The 19752-nt window shown below is 70.6% G+C and carries 17 protein-coding genes; 8 read left to right on the forward strand and 9 right to left on the reverse strand.

Annotated features, from left to right (window positions below):
* Positions 1-72: 72 nt before the first annotated feature.
* The 4 genes from tilS to folE all read left to right on the forward strand — a co-directional run bounded on the left by tilS (position 73) and on the right by folE (position 4835).
* Positions 73-1164: a tRNA lysidine(34) synthetase TilS gene (tilS, locus tag OHA11_RS26290; RefSeq protein WP_266500356.1), complete on the forward strand. Its 1092-nt coding sequence runs from the start codon at positions 73-75 to the stop codon at positions 1162-1164.
* A 107-nt stretch (positions 1165-1271) separates the two neighbouring features.
* Entirely contained in the window at positions 1272-1832 is a 561-nt protein-coding gene (gene hpt, locus OHA11_RS26295; protein WP_266507467.1) for a hypoxanthine phosphoribosyltransferase, read from the forward strand.
* Between the two features lie 212 nt (positions 1833-2044).
* Positions 2045-4084, forward strand: a complete 2040-nt coding sequence (gene ftsH, locus OHA11_RS26300; protein WP_266500358.1) for an ATP-dependent zinc metalloprotease FtsH — start codon at positions 2045-2047, stop codon at positions 4082-4084.
* A 145-nt stretch (positions 4085-4229) separates the two neighbouring features.
* Positions 4230-4835, forward strand: coding sequence for a GTP cyclohydrolase I FolE (folE, locus tag OHA11_RS26305; protein ID WP_266500361.1), 606 nt, complete (start codon positions 4230-4232; stop codon positions 4833-4835).
* 131 nt (positions 4836-4966) lie between these two features.
* Here folE and OHA11_RS26310 read toward each other — a convergent pair whose 3' ends face one another.
* The 6 genes from OHA11_RS26310 to OHA11_RS26335 all read right to left on the reverse strand — a co-directional run bounded on the left by OHA11_RS26310 (position 4967) and on the right by OHA11_RS26335 (position 10260).
* The gene (locus OHA11_RS26310) at positions 4967-5452 is read right to left on the reverse strand and encodes a DUF3180 domain-containing protein (protein ID WP_266500364.1); all 486 of its coding nucleotides are present in this window, start codon (positions 5450-5452) and stop codon (positions 4967-4969) included.
* Between the two features lie 129 nt (positions 5453-5581).
* Positions 5582-6190, reverse strand: coding sequence for a 2-amino-4-hydroxy-6-hydroxymethyldihydropteridine diphosphokinase (gene folK, locus OHA11_RS26315; protein ID WP_266500367.1), 609 nt, complete (start codon positions 6188-6190; stop codon positions 5582-5584).
* Complete coding sequence (gene folB, locus OHA11_RS26320) at positions 6187-6546, reverse strand: dihydroneopterin aldolase (RefSeq protein WP_266500370.1); 360 nt, start codon at positions 6544-6546, stop codon at positions 6187-6189. The genes folK and folB overlap by 4 nt, the downstream gene beginning before the upstream one ends.
* Before the next feature lie 237 nt (positions 6547-6783).
* Positions 6784-7287, reverse strand: a complete 504-nt coding sequence (locus OHA11_RS26325; protein WP_266500372.1) for a nuclear transport factor 2 family protein — start codon at positions 7285-7287, stop codon at positions 6784-6786.
* Positions 7284-8198, reverse strand: coding sequence for a dihydropteroate synthase (folP, locus tag OHA11_RS26330; protein ID WP_266500374.1), 915 nt, complete (start codon positions 8196-8198; stop codon positions 7284-7286). Before folP ends, OHA11_RS26325 begins: the two co-directional genes overlap by 4 nt.
* Before the next feature lie 253 nt (positions 8199-8451).
* A complete protein-coding gene (locus tag OHA11_RS26335; protein WP_266500377.1) occupies positions 8452-10260 on the reverse strand; it encodes a phosphatidylglycerol lysyltransferase domain-containing protein in 1809 nt (602 codons plus the stop codon).
* 227 nt (positions 10261-10487) lie between these two features.
* Here OHA11_RS26335 and OHA11_RS26340 point away from each other — a divergent pair, with 227 nt between their 5' ends.
* Positions 10488-11612: an esterase family protein gene (locus OHA11_RS26340; RefSeq protein ID WP_266500379.1), complete on the forward strand. Its 1125-nt coding sequence runs from the start codon at positions 10488-10490 to the stop codon at positions 11610-11612.
* 317 nt (positions 11613-11929) lie between these two features.
* On the forward strand, positions 11930-14014 hold the full coding sequence (locus tag OHA11_RS26345; RefSeq protein ID WP_266500381.1) for a hypothetical protein: 2085 nt from the start codon (positions 11930-11932) through the stop codon (positions 14012-14014).
* A 115-nt stretch (positions 14015-14129) separates the two neighbouring features.
* Here the strand turns inward: OHA11_RS26345 and OHA11_RS26350 are convergent, their stop codons facing one another.
* The gene (locus OHA11_RS26350) at positions 14130-15452 is read right to left on the reverse strand and encodes a PH domain-containing protein (RefSeq protein WP_266507468.1); all 1323 of its coding nucleotides are present in this window, start codon (positions 15450-15452) and stop codon (positions 14130-14132) included.
* A gap of 92 nt (positions 15453-15544) precedes the next feature.
* On the reverse strand, positions 15545-16060 hold the full coding sequence (locus OHA11_RS26355) for a PH domain-containing protein (protein WP_266500389.1): 516 nt from the start codon (positions 16058-16060) through the stop codon (positions 15545-15547).
* Between the two features lie 31 nt (positions 16061-16091).
* On the opposite strand from OHA11_RS26355, the gene OHA11_RS26360 reads away from it, so the two are divergent.
* Complete coding sequence (locus OHA11_RS26360) at positions 16092-17252, forward strand: NADH-quinone oxidoreductase subunit D (RefSeq protein WP_266500391.1); 1161 nt, start codon at positions 16092-16094, stop codon at positions 17250-17252.
* A gap of 75 nt (positions 17253-17327) precedes the next feature.
* On the opposite strand, the gene OHA11_RS26365 is transcribed toward OHA11_RS26360, so the two are convergent.
* Positions 17328-18386 carry an SAM-dependent methyltransferase gene (locus tag OHA11_RS26365; protein ID WP_266507469.1) on the reverse strand — a complete coding sequence of 353 codons (1059 nt, stop codon included), beginning with the start codon at positions 18384-18386 and terminating at the stop codon, positions 17328-17330.
* A gap of 152 nt (positions 18387-18538) precedes the next feature.
* On the opposite strand from OHA11_RS26365, the gene OHA11_RS26370 reads away from it, so the two are divergent.
* Complete coding sequence (locus tag OHA11_RS26370; protein ID WP_266500393.1) at positions 18539-19741, forward strand: sensor histidine kinase; 1203 nt, start codon at positions 18539-18541, stop codon at positions 19739-19741.
* Positions 19742-19752 lie beyond the last annotated feature (11 nt).

The following is a 19752-nucleotide window of genomic DNA, read 5'->3' on the forward strand; positions in this document are numbered from 1 at the left end:
TGTCACCATCTACACACTCTGAGTGACCGATCCCGGGCTCACCCCCCGACAATTTCATGAAGGGAACCGGACATGGGTCCCCATCCTGCGGTCGCGGCGATACGCCTGGCGGTCCGCCGCGTGCTCCACGACGTTCTCACCGACCACACACCCGCCGCTCACGCCAATTCCGTTCACGCCGATTCCACTCGCGTCAGTTCCGCCGCATCCGTCAGTTCCGCCACTTCGCACCAGCCGCCGCCCCCGCCGCTCGTGCTCGTGGCATGCTCCGGCGGCGCCGACTCCATGGCGCTCGCCTCCGCACTCGCCTTCGAAGCCCCCAAACTCGGCATCCGCGCCGGCGCCGTCACCGTGGACCACGGTCTGCAGTCCGGCTCCGATCTGCGCGCCGCCGAGGTGGTGCTGCGCCTCACCGAACTCGGCCTGGACCCTGTCGAGTCCGTCGCCGTCACCGTCGGCCGCGACGGCGGACCCGAGGCAGCCGCCCGCGACGCCCGCTACGGCGCCCTGGACGAAGCCGCCGAGCGTCATGGAGCCGCCTCGGTCCTGCTGGGCCACACCCGCGACGACCAAGCCGAAACCGTCCTGCTCGGCCTGGCCCGCGGCTCCGGAATCCGCTCCCTGTCCGGAATGGCCGCTGTCTCCGGTGGGCCGGGAGCCGCCCGCCGCTACCGCCGCCCCTTCCTGCACCTCGATCGGCAGACCGCCCGCAAGGCCTGCATGGCCCAGTCCCTGCCCGTCTGGGACGACCCCCACAACGCGGACCCGGCGTACACCCGCTCCCGGCTGCGCCACGAGGGTCTGCCCGCCCTGGAGAAGGCGCTCGGCAAGGGCGTCGTCGAAGCCCTTGCCCGTACGGCCCAGCTGTCGCGTGACGACGCCGACGCGCTCGACACATGGGCGGGCCAGGCCGAGGCCTCCGTGCGCGACGCCACGGGTCTCCTGGAGTGCGCCAAGCTGTACGCCCTGCCGCCCGCCGTGCGCCGACGCATCCTGCGCCGCGCAGCCATCGAGGCCGGGGCGCCCGCCGGTTCGCTGTTCGCTCGGCACATCGAAGAGGTCGACCGGCTGATCACCGGCTGGCGCGGTCAGGGAGCCATCAACCTCCCGGGCAAAGTCGTCGCCCAGCGGCAGGGTGGCAGACTGGTGATTCGGCAAGGCTGAAAAAGGGTTCCCCTTCGGGGAGCGACCCGCCCCGGAGGGCAACCCCTTCGGGGAGCGGCTCCTCTTCGGGGAGGGCCGGGAAGCAGCCGGTGGGACGACCGAAAGTGATGCGGGTGGACGCGAAAGACCTGGGCACCGACCTCAAGTCGGTGCTCATCACCAAGGAAGAGATCGACGCGAAGCTGGGCGAGCTGGCCGCGAAGATCGACGCGGAGTACGCGGGCAAGGACCTGCTGATCGTCGGTGTCCTGAAGGGCGCCGTGATGGTCATGGCGGACCTGGCGCGTGCCCTGTCCACCCCCGTCACCATGGACTGGATGGCCGTGTCCTCGTACGGGGCGGGCACCCAGTCCTCCGGCGTGGTGCGGATCCTCAAGGACCTCGACACCGACATCAAGGGCAAGCACGTCCTGATCGTCGAGGACATCATCGACTCGGGACTCACGCTGTCCTGGCTGATCTCCAACCTCGGCTCCCGCGAGCCCGCGTCCCTCAAGGTGTGCACGCTGCTGCGCAAGCCGGAGGCCGCGAAGGTCGCGATCGAAGTGGAGTGGGTCGGCTTCGACATTCCCAACGAGTTCGTCATCGGGTACGGCCTCGACTACGCGGAGAAGTACCGGAACCTGCCGTTCGTCGGTACGCTCGCGCCTCACGTCTACGGCGGCTGAGGCACCCTGGAGGGACGGCGTCCCACTGGCGGGGGACCAACCCCTGTAGGACGTCCGGGAACCCCAGCGGGTTTCGCGCCGTTGGAGCATGCGTAGACGGGTTTGTCAGCCGGGCCGTGCGACTTCGGGTGACAATGCTGAGGTACCGTCCGAAGAACAGTCTTATCAAACTCACTATGGCAGGAGGGACGGGGCGACACCGCTCCGTATGGATGGACGTGAAGCGATACTTCCGTGGGCCGGTCATGTGGATCGTGCTGGCCGTCCTTGCCGTGGTCGTGTTGATGCAGGTCGTCGGCTCGTCCGGCGGCTACAAGACGGTGGACACCGGCCAGGTCGTCCAGGCGATCAATGACAACAAGGTCCAACAGGCCAAGATCACCACCGGCGACGAGCAGATCGTCAAGATCGAGCTCAAGGACGGCGAAAAGGTCGAGGGCAGCTCGAAGATCCAGGCGAGCTACATCGGCGACCAGGGCGTTTCCCTGGCCACCACCCTTCAGGGCAAGTACCAGAACAAGGAGATCCCGGACGGCTACACGGTCTCGCCGACCAAGCAGAACGCTTTCGTCGGCATCCTGCTGTCCCTGCTCCCCTTCGTCCTCATCGTCGTCGTCTTCCTGTTCCTGATGAATCAGATGCAGGGCGGCGGCTCCCGGGTCATGAACTTCGGGAAGTCCAAGGCGAAGCTCATCACCAAGGACACCCCGAAGACGACGTTCGCCGACGTGGCGGGCTCGGACGAGGCCGTCGAGGAGCTCCACGAGATCAAGGAGTTCCTCCAGGAGCCGGCGAAGTTCCAGGCCGTCGGCGCGAAGATCCCCAAGGGCGTGCTCCTGTACGGGCCTCCCGGTACGGGTAAGACGCTGCTCGCGCGTGCTGTCGCGGGCGAGGCGGGCGTCCCCTTCTACTCGATCTCCGGTTCCGACTTCGTCGAGATGTTCGTCGGTGTCGGTGCCTCCCGGGTCCGCGACCTGTTCGAGCAGGCCAAGGCGAACGCCCCGGCGATCGTCTTCGTCGACGAGATCGACGCGGTCGGCCGCCATCGCGGCGCCGGCCTCGGCGGCGGTCACGACGAGCGCGAGCAGACGCTGAACCAGCTGCTCGTCGAGATGGACGGCTTCGACGTCAAGGGCGGTGTGATTCTCATCGCTGCCACGAACCGTCCTGACATCCTCGACCCGGCCCTCCTGCGGCCCGGCCGCTTCGACCGCCAGATCGCGGTCGACCGCCCGGACATGCAGGGCCGTCTGGAGATCCTCAAGGTCCACCAGAAGGGCAAGCCGGTCGCTCCGGACGTCGACCTGGGCGCGGTTGCCCGGCGTACGCCCGGCTTCACGGGCGCGGACCTGTCGAATGTGCTGAACGAAGCCGCGCTGCTCACCGCGCGCAGCAACCTGAAGCTCATCGACAACAACATGCTCGACGAGGCGATCGACCGTGTGGTCGCGGGCCCGCAGAAGCGGACCCGGATCATGTCGGACAAGGAGAAGAAGATCACCGCGTACCACGAGGGCGGACACGCCCTGGTCGCGGCGGCCTCTCCGAACTCCGACCCGGTCCACAAGATCACGATCCTCTCCCGAGGACGTGCTCTGGGCTACACGATGGTCCTGCCGGACGAGGACAAGTACTCCACGACCCGCAACGAAATGCTCGACCAGCTGGCATACATGCTGGGCGGGCGCGCGGCCGAGGAGCTCGTCTTCCACGACCCGACCACGGGTGCCGCGAACGACATCGAGAAGGCCACCGCCACGGCCCGCGCGATGGTCACGCAGTACGGCATGACCGAGCGCCTCGGCGCGATCAAGTTCGGCGGCGACAACACCGAGCCCTTCCTGGGCCGGGAGATGTCGCACCCGCGCGACTACTCGGAAGAGGTCGCCGCGCTCGTCGACGAAGAGGTCAAGAAGCTCATCGAGAACGCGCACAACGAGGCCTGGGAGATCCTGGTCGAGAACCGCGACGTCCTCGATGCGCTGGTCCTTCAGCTGCTGGAGAAGGAGACGCTGAGCAAGGAGCAGATCGCCGAGGTCTTCGCTCCCCTCGTCAAGCGTCCGGCCCGCCCCGCGTGGACCGGTTCCTCCCGGCGCACGCCGTCCACCCGCCCGCCGGTGCTCTCCCCCAGGGAGCTGTCACTGACGAACGGGACGAACGGCGCCAGCCCCGCGATCACCGCGAACACCAGTGCCTCCGCCGAGGCGCTCCCGGTGACCGAGTCGGCCCCCGAGGACCGTTCCGAGAGCTGATCCAGGCCCCGGTGAGGTACGCCTCACCAGGCCCGGAACGAATGCCGCGCCCCCCAGGTCTTAGCCTGGGGGGCGCGGCATCTTTGTATGCCGAACATGAGACGCGTGATCCGTATGCGTCGAAGGCTCAGGAACGAGGCACGAGATGACCGATCCCGTGACGCTGGACGGCGAGGGCACGATCGGCGAATTCGACGAGAAACGCGCCGAGCACGCCGTACGAGAACTGCTGATCGCGATCGGTGAGGACCCGGACCGGGAGGGACTGCGGGAGACGCCGGGGCGGGTGGCCAGGGCATACAAGGAGATCTTCGCGGGGTTGTGGCAGACGCCCGAGGAGGTCCTGACGACGACGTTCGATCTCGGCCACGACGAGATGATCCTGGTCAAGGACATCGAAGTGTTCTCGACATGTGAGCATCATCTGGTGCCGTTCAGGGGTGTCGCGCACGTCGGCTACATCCCGAGCACGAGCGGAAAGATCACCGGGCTGTCCAAGCTGGCCCGGCTCGTGGACGTCTATGCCAGGCGGCCGCAGGTGCAGGAACGACTCACCACGCAGATCGCCGAATCGCTGATGGAGATTCTGGAGCCGCGTGGCGTGATCGTCGTGGTCGAGTGCGAGCACATGTGCATGTCGATGCGGGGGATTCGTAAGCCGGGGGCCAAGACCATAACGTCGGCCGTTCGCGGGCAGCTGCGGGATGCTGCGACCCGGAATGAGGCCATGAGTCTGATCATGGCTCGGTAGCACGGATCGACCCCGGTCTGCCGGTCGCGTTTGCCGTTTGCGCCGCGGGAGGTGTGGTGCGTCGGCGGGTGCGGGCCGGTGAGGGCCTGTCGCGCAGTTCCCCGCGCCCCTGGACTACGGGCGGCGCCTCACTATGCCGCCCGGGCCGTGCCGCCGTTCGTGTCGTCGTCCTCCGGGAGTTTGCAGACGCGTTCCAGGAAGAAGGCGGCCGCTATGACGGCGATGCCCGCGAGGACCGAGAAGCCGGCGTAGATGGCCTGGTCGCGGCGGGCCGGGATGTCGAGGGACTCCAGGAGGAAGACGCCCGTGCCGCCGTACATACCGGCGACGAGGGCGGCGACCAGGGCGCTGGCCTGGCCGAAAACGACCGCTCGGGCCGCCATCAGCGGGTCGACGCCCTTGGCGCCGGGGCGGCGCTCGCGCTGGGCCTTCAGCCGCGCCCGGAGGGAGAGCGCCGTGGCCAGGAGCACCGCGGCGATCAGCGCGAGGACGATGGGGGCGGCCAGGGGGACCCGGGGGAGTGTCCCGACCGAGTTCCACAGGCGGGCACCCGCCCAGGACAGCACTCCGGCGATGAAGAACACCGCGGCCAGCGTCCTGATGCGCAGCTCTTTCACTCAGTTCCTCTCGCGATCGCGTGTCCTGGCTCACGGTGTCTCGGCCGGGCTCCTGGGAGTGTCCCCGGGGCAGACGCGGCCGCATCGCCCCTTCGGCCGACCCGCTTGTGTGCGTCTCGACCTTAACGACTACTCGGGTAGCTGGAGTTCCAGGTCGGCGCGGGGCGCGACACCTTCCTGGGGGACCTCGGCGAGCAGGTGCGCCACGGGGCCGCGGCCGGGGAGCTGGGCCTCGGGCTCCACGTCGTACCAGGGAGCCAGGACGAAGGCGCGTTCGTGGGCCCGGGGGTGGGGGAGGGTCAGGACCGGGTCGTCGGAGACCATGTCCGCGTACGCCACGATGTCCACGTCGATCGTGCGCGGACCCCAGCGCTCGTCCCGTACGCGGTGGAAGGCCTCCTCGACCGCGTGGGCCCGCTCCAGGAGCGAGGAGGGCGGGAGGGTCGTCTTCAGCACGATCACCGCGTTGAAGTACGTCGGCTGGCTGCCCGGGTCCACGCCCCACGGCTCCGTCTCGTACACCGGAGAGACCAGTTTGACGCGGACGCCCGGGGTGTCCTCCAGGGCGTCGATGGCGCCCTGGATGGTCTCCAGGCGGTTGCCGAGGTTCGAGCCGAGGGAGAGCACGGCGCGCCTGGGGTTCTGCAGGGTCGTGTCCGCGGCGTCGACGCGCTCCACCACGGAGGCGGGCACCGGCTGTACGGTCGGGTCGCTCTGGCCCTCGGTGAACGCGGTCATACTCGGCTCCGGGTGATGGTGACGGTCACGTCGTCGAAGGGGACCGTGATCGGGGCGTCCGGCTTGTGGACGCACACCTCGACCTCCTGGACCCCGTCGTGCTTGAGGCACGTCCGGGCGATGCGCTCGGCGAGCGTCTCGATGAGGTTCACCGGCTCGCCCTCGACGACGGCCACGACCTCCTCCGCCACGATGCCGTAGTGCACGGTCTTCGTGAGGTCGTCGTCAGCTGCGGCCGGCCGGGTGTCCAGGCCCAGCGTGAGGTCCACGATGAAGGTCTGGCCCTCTTCGCGTTCCCTGGGAAAGACACCGTGGTGCCCACGGGCCCTGAGGCCGCGCAGCGCGACACGATCCACGCGAATCACTCCTGCAGTCGTCGGTAACGGCGGGTTCGTCCCGCGTGCGGTCGGCACACCGGCCTCAACCGAATCTACCTGCGAGCACTGACAAGGCTCGCCCACCGGGGGCTCGCCCCGCGCGGGGGCGAGCAGGGTTCATCGAGTGTTTTCCTGGGGGAATGCGACGGCTCACGGGCTGGTAGCCGCGCATACCCAGGGCCTGGTGATCTCAATCTCTAACGGGCCCCTACCCACTCAAGCGGGTGACTCGTCGTCTTCTTCCTCGCCGGATTCGGCCAGTACGGGAGAGGCGTGGTGCGACCAGAGTTTCCAGCCCTCGGGTGTGCGGCGGAACACGTTCGTGGCGACGACGAGCTGGCCGACGAGCGGCCCGAGTTCATCGCTGTTCTCGGGCGCCGGGCCGCCGCTGAGGATGTTCTCCGTACAGGTCACCAGGGCGGTGTCGCCGGTGACCGAAACATGCACGTCGGTCAGGAAGAACTGGATGTACTCGGTGTTCGCCATGATCAGCGCGTACGACCTCAGGACCTCGCCGCGGCCGTTGAGAACCGGCCAGCCGGGGTGGACGCAGGAGACCTCGCCGGCCTGTGCGGGGTCGTGGTACTCCTCGTCGTGGCCCAGGTCGGACGGGGTCAGCCAGATCGACGACAGTTCCTCGAAGTCGCCCCGCTCCATCGCCTCGTAGAAGGCGGTGTTGGCCAGTTCGACCTGCTCGACGTCCGTGTGGGGGGCGCTCACCGGTCTCCCTCTGCGGTCCGGTCTCCCCCTGCGGTCCGGGCACCCTCCACGGCCCGGGCACCCTCCACGGCCCGGGCGACCCGGACGGCGTCGGCGGTGGCCCGTACCTCGTGGACACGGACGGCCCACGCGCCCTGATGGGCGGCGAGCGCGGAGACGGCCGCGGTGGCGGCGTCCCGCTCCCGGGCGGGCGGCGGGGCACCCTCGGGGCCCGCCAGCACGCGGCCCAGGAACCGCTTGCGGGAGGCGGCCACCAGCACGGGGTGCCCGAGCTCCCGGAGACGGTCGAGGTGGGCGAGCAGGATCAGGTCGTGCTCGGCCTCCTTGGAGAAGCCGAGGCCCGGGTCGACGACTATGCGGTCCGCGGCGACGCCGCCCGCCAGAACGGCCTCCACGCGCGCGTGGAGCTCGTCGACGACTTCGGAGACGACGTCCTCGTACGTCCCTCGTACGGTGCTGCCCTGGAGGAAGCCGCGCCAGTGCATGACCACGAAGGGGGCGCCCGCGGCCGCGACGGCCGGGATCATCGCGGGGTCGGCGAGGCCGCCGCTGACGTCGTTGACGAGAGCGGCGCCCGCGGCGAGCGAGCGCTCGGCGACGGAGGCGCGCATCGTGTCCACGGAGACGGTGACGCCTTCGGAGACGAGGCCCCGCACGACCGGGATGACGCGCTTGAGCTCCTCCGCCTCGTCGACGCGGGCGGCGCCGGGGCGGGTGGACTCGCCGCCCACGTCGACCAGGTCCGCGCCTTCCGCGACCAGGTCGAGGCCGTGTTTGACCGCCGCGGTGGTGTCGAACCAGTGTCCGCCGTCCGAGAAGGAATCGGGGGTCACGTTCACGACGCCCATGACCGCGCAGCGGTCCCACACCGGGAGACCTGCGACTTGGCCGCGCCCGCTCTTCTTGCTCATGACCTCAAGCCTAGGCCCCCGGCGGTGAGCGGATGGTCGCCCTGGGTGGGTGGGGATGCTCCCGCACGTTCCGTTTTCGGGCGCGGGTTGTGTCGGGCTGGTCGCGCGCACGCGGCGGAGCCGCACATGTCACAGCCCCGCGCCCCTGACGGGGCACGCGAACCGGCCGCCGCGCGGCGCGGGGGTGGGCGTCGCGAGGCGGCCGGGGCTGTGGTGCGGGGACGGGAGTGCGGGGGCCTGAGTGCGGGGGCGGTTACGCCGCTCGTACGTCGCGTTGTTCCGCCACCGCGTGTGCGCAGGGGCGCGGAGCCCGTGCCCGGCGGCGTACGAGGCGCGGGAGGGCGACGTTCACGAAGCCCTCGGCCTGCATCGCGGCGAAGCCGATGCGGGGGAGGTCGCGGGAGGAGCGGTAGACGACGAAGCGGGGCTCCCAGTAGGGACGGAACTTCGCGTTGAACTTGTAGAGCGACTCGATCTGGAACCAGCGGGAGAGGAACACCAACAGGCCGCGCCAGGCCCGCAGGACCGGGCCCGCGCCGATCTTCTCGCCGCGGGCGAGGGCCGCGCGGAACATCGCGAAGTTCAGGGAGACGCGGGTGATGCCCAGGCGGGGGGCCGCCTGGAGGGAGGCCACGATGAGGAGTTCGTTCATACCGGGGTCCGCCGAGCGGTCGCGGCGCATGAGGTCCAGGGAGACCCCGTCCGTGCCCCAGGGGACGAAGTGGAGTACGGCCTTCAGGTCGCCGTACGGGCCCGGATCGGTGTCTTCCTTGTGGGCCGTCGCGATGAGGCAGTCGCCGTCGGCCGGGTCGCCGATGCGGCCGAGCGCCATGGAGAAGCCGCGCTCGGTGTCCGTGCCGCGCCAGTCCTCCGCGGCGAGCCGGATCCGGTCCAGCTCGCCCTCGCTCAGGTCACGGATGCGCCGTACGCGGGTCTCGTAGCCGGCTCGCTCGATGCGCTTCACCATCTGGCGCACGTTTCGCATCGCGCGCCCGGCAAGGGAGAAATCCGCGGTGTTCACCACCGCCTCGTCGCCCAGTTCGAGGGCGTCGAGGCCGGTCTCGCGGGTCCAGACCTCGCCGCCCGTCTCGGAGCAGCCCATCACGGCGGGCGTCCAGGAGTGGGCCTTCGCCTCGTCCATGAAGCGTTCGATCGCGCCGGGCCAGGCCTCGACGTCGCCGATCGGGTCGCCGCTGGCCAGCATCACCCCGGACACGACGCGGTACGTCACCGCCGCCTTGCCGCTCGGCGAGAAGACGACCGCCTTGTCGCGGCGGAGTGCGAAGTGGCCGAGCGAGTCGCGGCCGCCGTGCTTCTCCAGGAGGGCGCGCAGCCGTGCCTCGTCGTCCTCGGTCAGGCGTGCGGCCGGGTGTTCGGGGCGGAAGGCCAGATAGATCGTGGTCACGGCGGTCAGCAGGCCGAGCGCGCCGAGCGAGAAGGCCACCGTCCAGGACGTGTTGCCCTGGTATTCGATCGGGCCCTCGAAGCCGAACAGGCCGTACAGCACGTGGCTGATGCGGTCCGCGAGGCTCGGGTCGCCGACCAGCCGGTTCGGGTGGGCGCTGACGATGACCAGGCCGAGGAGGAGTGAACCCGCGCCCATAAGGACGAAGTTGGCGAGCGCGAGCCAGCGGCTGCGCGGGTCGGGCAGCGCCGCGAACTCCCTCCGGTGGCGCAGCAGCAGGGCGAGCAGCGCCAGTGAGATGAAGAAGCCGATGAGCGAGTGCCGGTAGGTGAACTGGGCGAGGGCGCCCGCCGGGAGCAGCACCACCGCGGCCCGCCATGCCCTCCGCTTGTGGCGGCGCAGACCGTGGGCGAGCAGCAGCAACAAGACGCCCGTGCTGAGCGACAGGGCGGCGGCGAACGGACCGAGCGCGCCCGGCAGCACCTCGGCGAGCGTGTGCATGCGGCTGTGGCGGAAGCGCGGAAAGACACCCGCGGCGATGTCCAGCAGCCCGACGAGCGTGCAGGCCCTGGCGACCAGGGCGGGAACGGCCTCCGGGCGCGGACCACGGAGTACGCCCCGCAGCCTGCTCGTTCGAGCCGCAACCTCGCCCGACATTTCCCCATCTATCCTGACAGACATCGCATCCCGTAGTTCCGCGAGAGACCGTGAATCCGGTGCCAATCCGGCATCCGGCGACATTGCGCCCTCTAGGACGGTGTCTTGAGGCAACAGGTTCACTCCTCATCGGAAAACAGCTTCAAAGGGCAGGGAAAGTCCGGGACAAGGTGCCGTGAAGGAAGCGGCGCCCGACACCGGCCGGAAAGCGCAGGCAGGAAGAGTCCATGGGTCTCACGAGCAACAAGGTGCTGGCGGTCGCGGTGCTCTTCGCGGTGCTGCTGTTCGTCGGCACGGTGTGGTGGTGGCCGCGGCTCGCGCGCCGCAACTGGCGCGCCGTTTCAGGGCGGATCGGTTTACTGCTGGCCACTCAGGTCGCGGTCTTCGTGTCGGTCGGCCTCGGCGCCAACCAGGCCTTCGGCTTCTACGCCACCTGGGCCGACCTCTTCGGTCAGGAGTCGGGCCAGGGAGTCGTGGTCGACCATGACGCGGGGGGTACGAGCGGTCCGCTCCAGGTGGTGGACAAGCGGCAGGTAAACGTTTCCGGCGGGGCTCGGCGGCAGATCGGCGGGCAGATCCAGAAGGTCGACATCGTGGGCCGGCAGACCCGTATCGCTTCTCCCGCGTACGTCTATCTGCCGCCGGAGTACTTCCAACCTCAGTACCGCACCCGTACGTTCCCGGCGACCGTCGTGCTGACCGGTTATCCGGGCACCGCCGAGGCGCTCATCAAGGGCCTGCACTTTCCGCAGACAGCTCACAAGCTGGCCAAGAACGGCACGATGCGGCCGATGATCCTGGTCATGATGCGCCCGACCGTCGCACCGCCGCGCGACACGGAGTGCGTGGACGTTCCCGGCGGCCCGCGGACCGAGTCGTTCTTCGCCAAGGACCTGCCCGACGCGGTATCGCACCACTACAGGGTGGGCAAAAAGCCCGGGAGCTGGGGAATCATCGGCGACTCGACGGGTGGCTACTGCGCGTTGAAGCTCGCGATCCACCACCCGAAGACATATGGCGCCGCGGCGGGACTGTCCCCCTACTACAAGGCGCCGACCGACCCCACGACGGGCGATCTCTTCCACGGGGACAAGGAGTTGGAGAACAGCGCCGATCTGTTCTGGTACCTGAAGCACAGGCCCGCGCCCGATACCTCGCTGCTCGTCACCAGCAGCAAACAGGGGGAGACCAACTACAAGAAGACGCTGCGGTTCATAGACCTGGTGGAGGCGAAGGAGCCGACCCGGATCTCGTCGATCATCCTCGACAGCGGCGGGCACAACTTCAACACCTGGCGGCGCGAGATCCCGGCGACCCTGCGGTGGATCAGCGGGCGGCTGGGCGGCCGTTGACGGGGCGGCAGGGCTGCAATCGCAGCCCTGCCCGAACAGACATCGCCGTTCTGCCCGAACAGGAGGCGATTGCCGCTGAATTTCGCGACCCGTGGGAGAACGGCCCGAACGCGAAGCAAGACCCTGATCGACTCCGAATTCCGAATGGGGATCTAATCGGAGGCGGGTACGTGGTCGATGCAGCGGCTGATGACGTGGCCGTTGTAGCGGTGATGTCGTGACGATGAAGTGGCTGGTGCGGCGCGAAGGTCTCGGTGTGGTTGTGTTTTTGCCACACGGGGCACCACGATTCGCCTACGCGCGGTAAGTTTCTGGCCATGCCACGAGGACGTCATCGCCATTCCCCACCTCTGCACCGGCTGTTGCCCCCCTCGGCGATCGCAGGCGTCTCCGCCGTCTGCGCCGCGGGGCCATGGCTGTTCTCCGAACCGTTGGTGCTCCGAGGGCTTGCCGCGGGTGCCGCGGCGACGGCTGTCATGGGCGCGGTCGTCATGCGCCGCTGGGACGCGGCGGCGGGCAAACGCGTCGCGGACCTCACGCGCGCGCGGGCGAGCGACGAGTGGCGTCACGAGGAGCGGGCCGCCGAACTGGAGACCGATCTCGAAGAGTCGCGCGAGCTGCGTACCAAGCTGGAGCACCGGCTCCGCTCGAAGCGGGCCGAGTTGCAGGGCCTGCGCAACGAACACGCCGCGCTGCTGCGGCGGTACGCCACGGCGGAGACCGAGCGTGCCACCGCGCTGGAGGGCCGTCGGCTCCTCGCGATAGAGGCGGCGGTTCCGGACCCGGCGGAGTTGGCCGCGGCGGATTCGATACCACCGGAGGGCGAGGAGACGGCATCCGCCGCTCCCGGATCCGCCCACGCGGCGTCCCAGGAAGAGGTTCCGGAGGCGACCGCGGCGACGGTCCAGGCCGCCCTCGCGGCCTCCGCGGCGGCCTCGGTCCTCTACGTGAAGGCGAACGCGGCGCTGGACCGGCTCGCGAAGGCCGGTGCACCCGGTGTACTTGGTGCGGCCGGTGCGGCCGATGCCGTACGTCCGGCCGACGCCGTCGATACGGCCGGTGCGGCCGGAGTGTCCGATGACACCGGTTCGGCGGGCGACTCCGCGGAGGACGCGTCCGAGGACGCTGAGTCTGTGAACGCTGCTCCTGCGGAGGGCGGTTCGGCGACAGGCCGTTCGGCGACGGACGGCTCCACGAAGGACGGCTCCACGAAGGACGGCTTCACGAAGGACGGCTTCACGGCGGACTCGGAGACGGACGGCTCGACAGCCGCCGAGGTCGAAGAGGCAGCTCCCGAAGTCGCAGCCCCCGAAAAGGCAGCCCCCAAAGACACGGCCCCGGGAGCGGCCGACTCCGTCTCCGCGTCCGCCGAGGACAGTTCGGCGCCGGGCGAGGTGGCGACGGCCGACTCCGTCCAGGAGGCTCCGGCGCCCATGGGCGGCCCCGTCGCAGGCGCGTCCGCGAAGGCCGGTGCCGCCAAGGGGGCCTCCGCGAAGGGCGGTGCCCCGAAGGGTTCGCCCTCGCCGGGTGGCCCCGGCAAGCGGGCGCCCCGGCCGAACGGTTCCCAGAACGGCTCCCCCAAGGGCGCGTCCGCGGCCGGCGGGACGACCGTGACGGATGCCCCCGCCAAGAGCGATGCCGGGCAGGAGGGCGAGACGCGGGGAAAGTCCCAGGCGGTCGGCGGTCACAAGCGCACGGCCGCCGCGACCACACCGAAATCCACTCAGCCCGCTCATGCCACACCTTCCGCTCAGTCCGCTCAGTCCGCGAAGAGCAGTGCGCGTCCGCGCGCGAGGTCCAAGGTCGCGACTGACGTGACGCCCGCGAAGTCCACCGTGACCGATGCGACGCCCCCGCGATCCACGGCGATCGACGTGACGTCCCTGCAGTCCACGGCGACCCGCACGGCACCCCTGCCCGAGCCCGTCACCACGCACACGTCGACGCCCGCGCCCGCCTCCGAGGCGTCGCCGGGCACCGCTCTCGCGCGGCCCACCCCGTCGGAAGTGGCCCGCGTACAGCGGCGGCCCGCGTCCGGAGCGACGGCACCCTCCCCGACGAGCGCGGCCGCACTCACCCCCGCCGCGCGGCCCGCAGGGCACTTCACCGTACCCACGGCCGTAGCCGTCGCGCCGACCTCGCCCGTGCTACGCCCCTCCGTAGAGGGCGGTTTCGACTTCTTCGGGACGCAGCAGGGCGAGGAAGCGCTGGAGGCCGTACAGAACGAGGACCTCGCCGACGTGGTGGGCCCGGAGGCGCTCGCGCTCCACAAGGCCGAGTCCGAGGCCGAGTTCAAGCCCGCGAGCGAGGAGTCCCGCGGTGCCGGCCAGGTCATCGACCTGACCGCGCACGACGAGACGGAGCAGATCAACCTGACGGAACTGCGGAGCGCGGCTTCGTAAGGGCCTCGACGGTTCACGTACGTGAGGGCAGTGGCAACCCGCCACTGCCCTCACGCCGTTCAGGCCCCACCTGCCCCGTGACTCTGCCTCACCGGAAGCCAGGCAGGCGAACCCCTCAGGCCATCCACCGGTCCGGCCGGGCCTCCCGCCGCCCCGTACGCGACCGGTCCGCCTGCCCGTACAGCAGCTCCGCCGCCTCTGAGGCGTCCCTCAGCCGGGCCGTCACGGTCTTGTTGGCCCCGGTGTCCACGCGGACGTCGGCCAGCCCCTGGTGGCGCTGCCACGGCCCCTGCTCCAGGCGCACGCTCTGCACCTTGGCGTGCGGCACGAGCGAGATGCTGCGGCGCAGCAGCCCGTGCCGGGCCACGAAGACGGTGTCGGTCACGGCGAGTCCGTACCCCCGCCACCAGAACGGCACGCACCAGCCCGCCCGCCGCGGCGGGCGCGCCAGCGAGGCGGGCACGGTCACCCCCGGCAGCACGCGCGCGATGACCGCGTCGGCGACCTCGCGCGGAGCGACCGGCACGAGCACGGAGTTGGACGATCCGGCCACGTCCAGCTCGACCCGGACCCACCCGCGCCGCCGCCAGAGCAGCGGCTCGACGATGCGTACGGTCTGGACGCGCCCGGGCGGCACCGTCTCGTGCGTACGGTCCAGCAGCCCGTGGTCGATACGGAGGCCGTCCGGGGACTCGCCCACGGTCCAGTCGTACTCGCCGACGAACCGTCCCACGCTGCTCGCGCCCGCCGCGCCGAGCAGCGGAAGCGCCGTCGCGAGGACCGTCCACACGCTGTGGGTGGCGAACCACAAGAGCGGCGGTACGACGAGCGCGGCGGCCAGCGTCCCCCAGGTGGCCGCGGTCAGGACCAGCGACACGGCGAGGACACGGGCGGGTACGTGGAGCAGCTGCCGGACCGGCGCCTCGCCCACCTCGTGCGCCGTCTCGGGCGCGAAACCGGCGGCCCGCGCGAGCAGTTCGGCCCGCAGTACCCGGGCCTCCTCCTGGCCCAGATAGGCCAGCTCGTCCTTCTTGTCCGTTCCGACGACGTCGAGTTTGAGCTTGGACACCCCGGCCACGCGGGCCAGCAGCGGCTGGGTGATGTCCACGGCCTGGAGGCGTTCGAGCCGGATGTGCGCGGTGCGCCGGAACACCAGGCCCGTACGGATGCGCAGTTCGGTGTCGGTCACCGCGAAGTGCGTGAACCACCAGCTCAGAAAGCCGTAGAGGGCGGCTCCCAGGACGGCTGCGGCAAAGGCGGCCAGCAGCGTGGTCGTCGCGAGCCGCGTCAGCTGCCGCTGGGCCTGGTCGGGGTCGTGAACGGCCCACCCGGCGATCACGGCGACGGGCGCCCACGCGCGCCGCAGCGGCGTCACGGGGTGCAGCCGCCGCTCGCGCGTCCCGGCCGGGTCCCGCGCTGCCCCGGCCGCGTCCCCTATGGCCTGCGGCTCGTCCCGTACGTCCTTGGCGTCGGCCTCCTCCGGTAGGGGTCCGGTGGCGTCCCGTACGTCCTTGGAGGCGCCCGGCGTTGTCACAGGCCCGCCGATCGGGCTTCGCCGAGTTCCGTGAGCCGGTCGCGCAAGCGTTCCGCCTCGGCCGGGTCCAGCCCCGGAATGCGCGCGTCCGTCGCCGCGGCGGCCGTGTGCAACTGCACGCTCGCCAGCCCGAAGTGACGTTCGACGGGGCCGGAGGTGACCTCGACCAGCTGCATGCGCCCGTACGGCACGACGGTCTCCTCGTGCCACAGCACGCCCCGGCTGATCAGCAGGTCGTCCGCGCGCTCGGCGTACCGCCAGGACCGCCAGTTGCGCCCCAGCATCGGCCAGCCCCAGAGCAGCACCGCGAGCGGCAGCAGGGCGAAGGCCGCCCAGCCGGGTCCCGCGAGCAGGCCCAGCAGCAGACCCGTACCAATGGTCAGCAGCCCCAGCCACACCACCAGCAACAGCCGTCGCATCCTCAGCAGCCCCGGCGGAAGCCCGATCCACACCGGCTCGCCCGCTGCCTGCCCCGCCGTCTGCCCCGCGTTTTCCGAGGTCCCCGTCTCCATGCCGCAAGCGTACGTACGCGACACTGTTCCCATGACTCCTACGACGGGTCCCACGGAAACCACAGTCGGTATCGGCGGCGCCGCGGAGAGCACCGACATGGTGCTCAACATCGGGCCCCAGCACCCGTCCACGCACGGTGTGCTGCGGCTGCGGCTCGTCCTCGACGGTGAGCGGATCCAGCACGCGGAGCCGGTGATCGGCTATATGCACCGCGGCGCCGAGAAGCTCTTCGAGGCGCGCGACTACCGCCAGATCATCATGCTCGCCAACCGCCACGACTGGCTCTCCGCCTTCTCGAACGAGCTGGGCGTGGTCCTCGGTGTCGAGCGGATGCTCGGCATGGAGGTCCCCGAGCGCGCGGTGTGGACGCGCACGCTGCTCGCGGAGCTGAACCGGGTCCTGAACCACCTGATGTTCCTGGGGTCGTACCCCCTGGAGCTGGGCGGGATCACGCCGATCTTCTACGCCTTCACGGAGCGCGAGGAACTCCAGCACGTCATGGAGGAGATCTCCGGCGGGCGCATGCACTACATGTTCAACCGGGTCGGCGGCCTCAAGGAGGACATGCCCGCAGGGTGGACCGCACGCGCGCGTGCGTCCGTTTCCGGAGTGCGCTCCCGCATGGACCGCTTCGACGACCTGGTGCTCGGCAACGAGATCTTCCGCGGACGTACGAGGGATGTCGGCGTCCTCTCCCCGGAGGCCGTGCACGCCTACGGAGTGAGCGGTCCCATCGCCCGCGCCTCCGGTGTCGACTTCGACCTGCGCCGGGACGAGCCGTACCTCGCGTACGCGGAACTCCAGGACACCCTGAAGGTCGTCACCCGCCAGGAGGGCGACTGCCTGGCCCGCTTCGAGTGCCTCCTGGAGCAGACCCACGTCGCGCTCGACCTCGCCGACGCCTGTCTGGACCGGCTGGCCGAGCTGCCCCCGGGCCCCGTCAACCAGCGGCTCCCGAAGGTCCTGAAGGCCCCGGAGGGCCACACGTACGCCTGGACCGAGAACCCCCTCGGCATCAACGGCTACTACCTCGTCAGCAAGGGCGAGAAGACCCCGTACCGGCTGAAGCTGCGCTCGGCCTCCTACAACAACATCCAGGCCCTGGCGGAACTGCTGCCGGGGACGCTGGTCGCGGACATGGTGGCGATTCTGGGGTCGCTGTTCTTCGTGGTCGGCGACATCGACAAGTAGGACCGAGGAACGGGAGGGCGGGTCGGCCCTCCAGGAAACCGGGCTCTACGGAACCGGGCTCTACGAAACCGGGCTCTACGTAGAGGGCTGTTCTCCGGCGGGGAGCGGGTTCGGAATTCCCACCGGCTGGGCCAGCCACCCGAAGTCGCCCAGCCCGCCCCGGGCGGTCAGCTCGGCGGCCTCACCCGCACCCGCGAGGGCCCGTACGTACGCCGCCGGATCCGTGGAGGCCAGGGTCAGTGACGGCCGTGCCCCGCTCACTCCCAGCGCGCCCAGCGCCTCCCGCTGGTTCAGCAGCCGCGCGCCGGGCAGGGCGCACGCGTCCAGTGCCACATGCGCGGTGATGTCGCAGGAGCCGTCGGGCACGGGTGTCGTCTCCCGGCCCTCCTTGAAACCGGTCAGCGTCCCGAAGGGCGGCCGTGCCCCCGCGAAGTGCGCGTAGTCGACGGCCACGGCGAGGCCCCGGCCGAGGGCGCCCACCGCGGCGGCCCACGCGGTGTCCCTGGGGAGCCCGATCTCGGCGCGGAGGCCCGCGGCGGCCTCGGTGGGGTGTCGGACGCCCTCGGCCGGCGGCGGGCCGTCCGGCGCTCCCGTGAGGGGCCACCACCGCGCCAGCCACTCCGCGTCCGGCCCCGCCACCGGCTCCCCGAGGGACTCCGTCCCGTCCTCCCGTACGAGAACGAGCCGTACCGTCCCCTCCGCGTCCACCTCGGCCACGTCCAGAGGCACGTTGTCGAGCCACTCGTTGGCGAACAGGAGGCCCGTGACGCCCGGCGGAGGCTCCGGGAGCCACTCGATACGGTGATCGAGTCCGATGGGGCGGGCGGCTCGTTCGACGGCGTACCCACGCGCGCGGGAGGCCACTTCGGCGGGGAGGGCCTTCAGGACACCGGTCACCAGCTCACCGCGGCCCGCGCCCATGTCGACGAAGGCGAGTTCGGCGGGGTGGGCCAGCGCCTCGTCGACGCGGCACAGGAGCCGGGCCACGGCCCCCGCGAACAGCGGTGACGCGTGCACCGAGGTGCGGAAATGGCCCGCGGGCCCCTCGGGGCGGCGATAGAAACCGGAGGGCCCGTACAGCGCCTCCTCGGTCGCCGGGCGCCACCCGCGCGGCTCGCCCGCCTTCTCACGCATCGCCGCGCTCACCACCGCTCCCGACCGCTTCCACCGCGTCAGGTTAAGCGCCGAGTCGAACCGGGTCTCCACCTTGGGGAGTACGAGCACCGGTTACGGATCGACCCTCCGGTTGACCCCTGCACACAGCACGCTTCCCTACGCTGGGTTACGTGCAGCGCCTCTATGACTTTCTCCGCAGGCACCCGATGTGGGTCGACGGCTTCTGGGCCGTCTTCCTCCTCGGGATCTCTGTCGTGAGCTCAACAGCCGGCCAGGAGGCCGCCGGGACCGACCTCCCGGTTGTCATCATCCCGATCACCCTGCTCCTCTGCCTGGTGATCGCGCTGCGCAGGCGTATGCCCGAGAAGATGCTGCTGCTGGCCGTGGCCTCGGGCGTGGCACAGCTGACGCTGGACATGTCGGTGGTGCCGGCCGACTTCGCACTGCTGGTGATCACCTACACGGTGGCGTCGAACGGCACCCGCTGGGCCTCCCGGCTCGCCCTGACCGCCGGTCTGTGCGCGGCGCCCCTGTCACAGCTGCGCTGGCCGAACGAGAGCACGAGCGGCGGCGGCCACGTCGCGATCGTGGTCTTCCAGATGGTCCCGTTCGCGCTCGCCTGGGTTCTCGGCGACTCGCTGCGCACCCGCCGCGCCTACTTCGCCCAGCTGGAGGAGCGCGCCGCCCGCCTGGAGAAGGAGCGCGAGGCCCAGGCCAAGGTCGCCGTCGCCGCCGAGCGCGCCCGGATCGCCCGCGAGCTGCACGACGTGGTCGCGCACAACGTCTCGGTGATGGTGGTCCAGGCCGACGGCGCCGCGTACGTCCTCGACTCCGCGCCCGACCAGGCCAAGAAGGCCCTGGAGACCATCTCCGGGACGGGCCGGCAGGCCCTCGCCGAGATGCGCCGCCTCCTCGGCGTCCTGCGCACCGGCGAACACCAGGAGTCCGGCGAGTACGTGCCGCAGCCCGACGTGGAGCAGCTCGACGAGCTCGTGGAGCAGTGCCGCAGCTCCGGCCTGCCCGTCGACTTCAAGATCGAGGGGACCCCGCGCCCCCTGCCCAGCGGCGTCGAGCTCACGGCGTACCGCATCGTGCAGGAGGCCCTCACCAACACCCGTAAGCACGGGGGGCCGAACACGGGCGCGAGTGTGCGCCTGGTCTACTTCGACGACGGCCTCGGCCTGCTCGTCGAGGACGACGGCAAGGGCGCCCCGCACGAGCTGTACGAGGAGGGCGGCGCCGACGGCCGGGGCCATGGCCTGATCGGGATGCGTGAGCGCGTCGGTATGGTCGGCGGCACCCTGGACGCGGGGCCGCGGCCCGGCGGAGGCTTCCGCGTCAGCGCCCTGCTTCCGCTCAAGCCGGCCCACTGACACGTGCACGC

Source organism: Streptomyces sp. NBC_00878 (genome assembly GCF_026341515.1).
Taxonomy (GTDB): domain Bacteria; phylum Actinomycetota; class Actinomycetes; order Streptomycetales; family Streptomycetaceae; genus Streptomyces.

Excerpts from the sequence above, each read along its gene's own strand:
- OHA11_RS26345 (WP_266500381.1), top strand. The coding sequence starts at position 11,930 with ATGCCACGAGGACGTCATCGCCATTCCCCACCTCTGCACCGGCTGTTG.
- tilS (WP_266500356.1), top strand. The coding sequence starts at position 73 with ATGGGTCCCCATCCTGCGGTCGCGGCGATACGCCTGGCGGTCCGCCGC.
- OHA11_RS26335 (WP_266500377.1), bottom strand. The coding sequence starts at position 10,260 with ATGTCGGGCGAGGTTGCGGCTCGAACGAGCAGGCTGCGGGGCGTACTC.
- hpt (WP_266507467.1), top strand. The coding sequence starts at position 1,272 with ATGCGGGTGGACGCGAAAGACCTGGGCACCGACCTCAAGTCGGTGCTC.
- OHA11_RS26340 (WP_266500379.1), top strand. The coding sequence starts at position 10,488 with ATGGGTCTCACGAGCAACAAGGTGCTGGCGGTCGCGGTGCTCTTCGCG.
- OHA11_RS26355 (WP_266500389.1), bottom strand. The coding sequence starts at position 16,060 with ATGGAGACGGGGACCTCGGAAAACGCGGGGCAGACGGCGGGGCAGGCA.
- folE (WP_266500361.1), top strand. The coding sequence starts at position 4,230 with ATGACCGATCCCGTGACGCTGGACGGCGAGGGCACGATCGGCGAATTC.
- folK (WP_266500367.1), bottom strand. The coding sequence starts at position 6,190 with ATGACCGCGTTCACCGAGGGCCAGAGCGACCCGACCGTACAGCCGGTG.
- folP (WP_266500374.1), bottom strand. The coding sequence starts at position 8,198 with ATGAGCAAGAAGAGCGGGCGCGGCCAAGTCGCAGGTCTCCCGGTGTGG.
- ftsH (WP_266500358.1), top strand. The coding sequence starts at position 2,045 with ATGGACGTGAAGCGATACTTCCGTGGGCCGGTCATGTGGATCGTGCTG.
- OHA11_RS26365 (WP_266507469.1), bottom strand. The coding sequence starts at position 18,386 with ATGCGTGAGAAGGCGGGCGAGCCGCGCGGGTGGCGCCCGGCGACCGAG.
- OHA11_RS26360 (WP_266500391.1), top strand. The coding sequence starts at position 16,092 with ATGACTCCTACGACGGGTCCCACGGAAACCACAGTCGGTATCGGCGGC.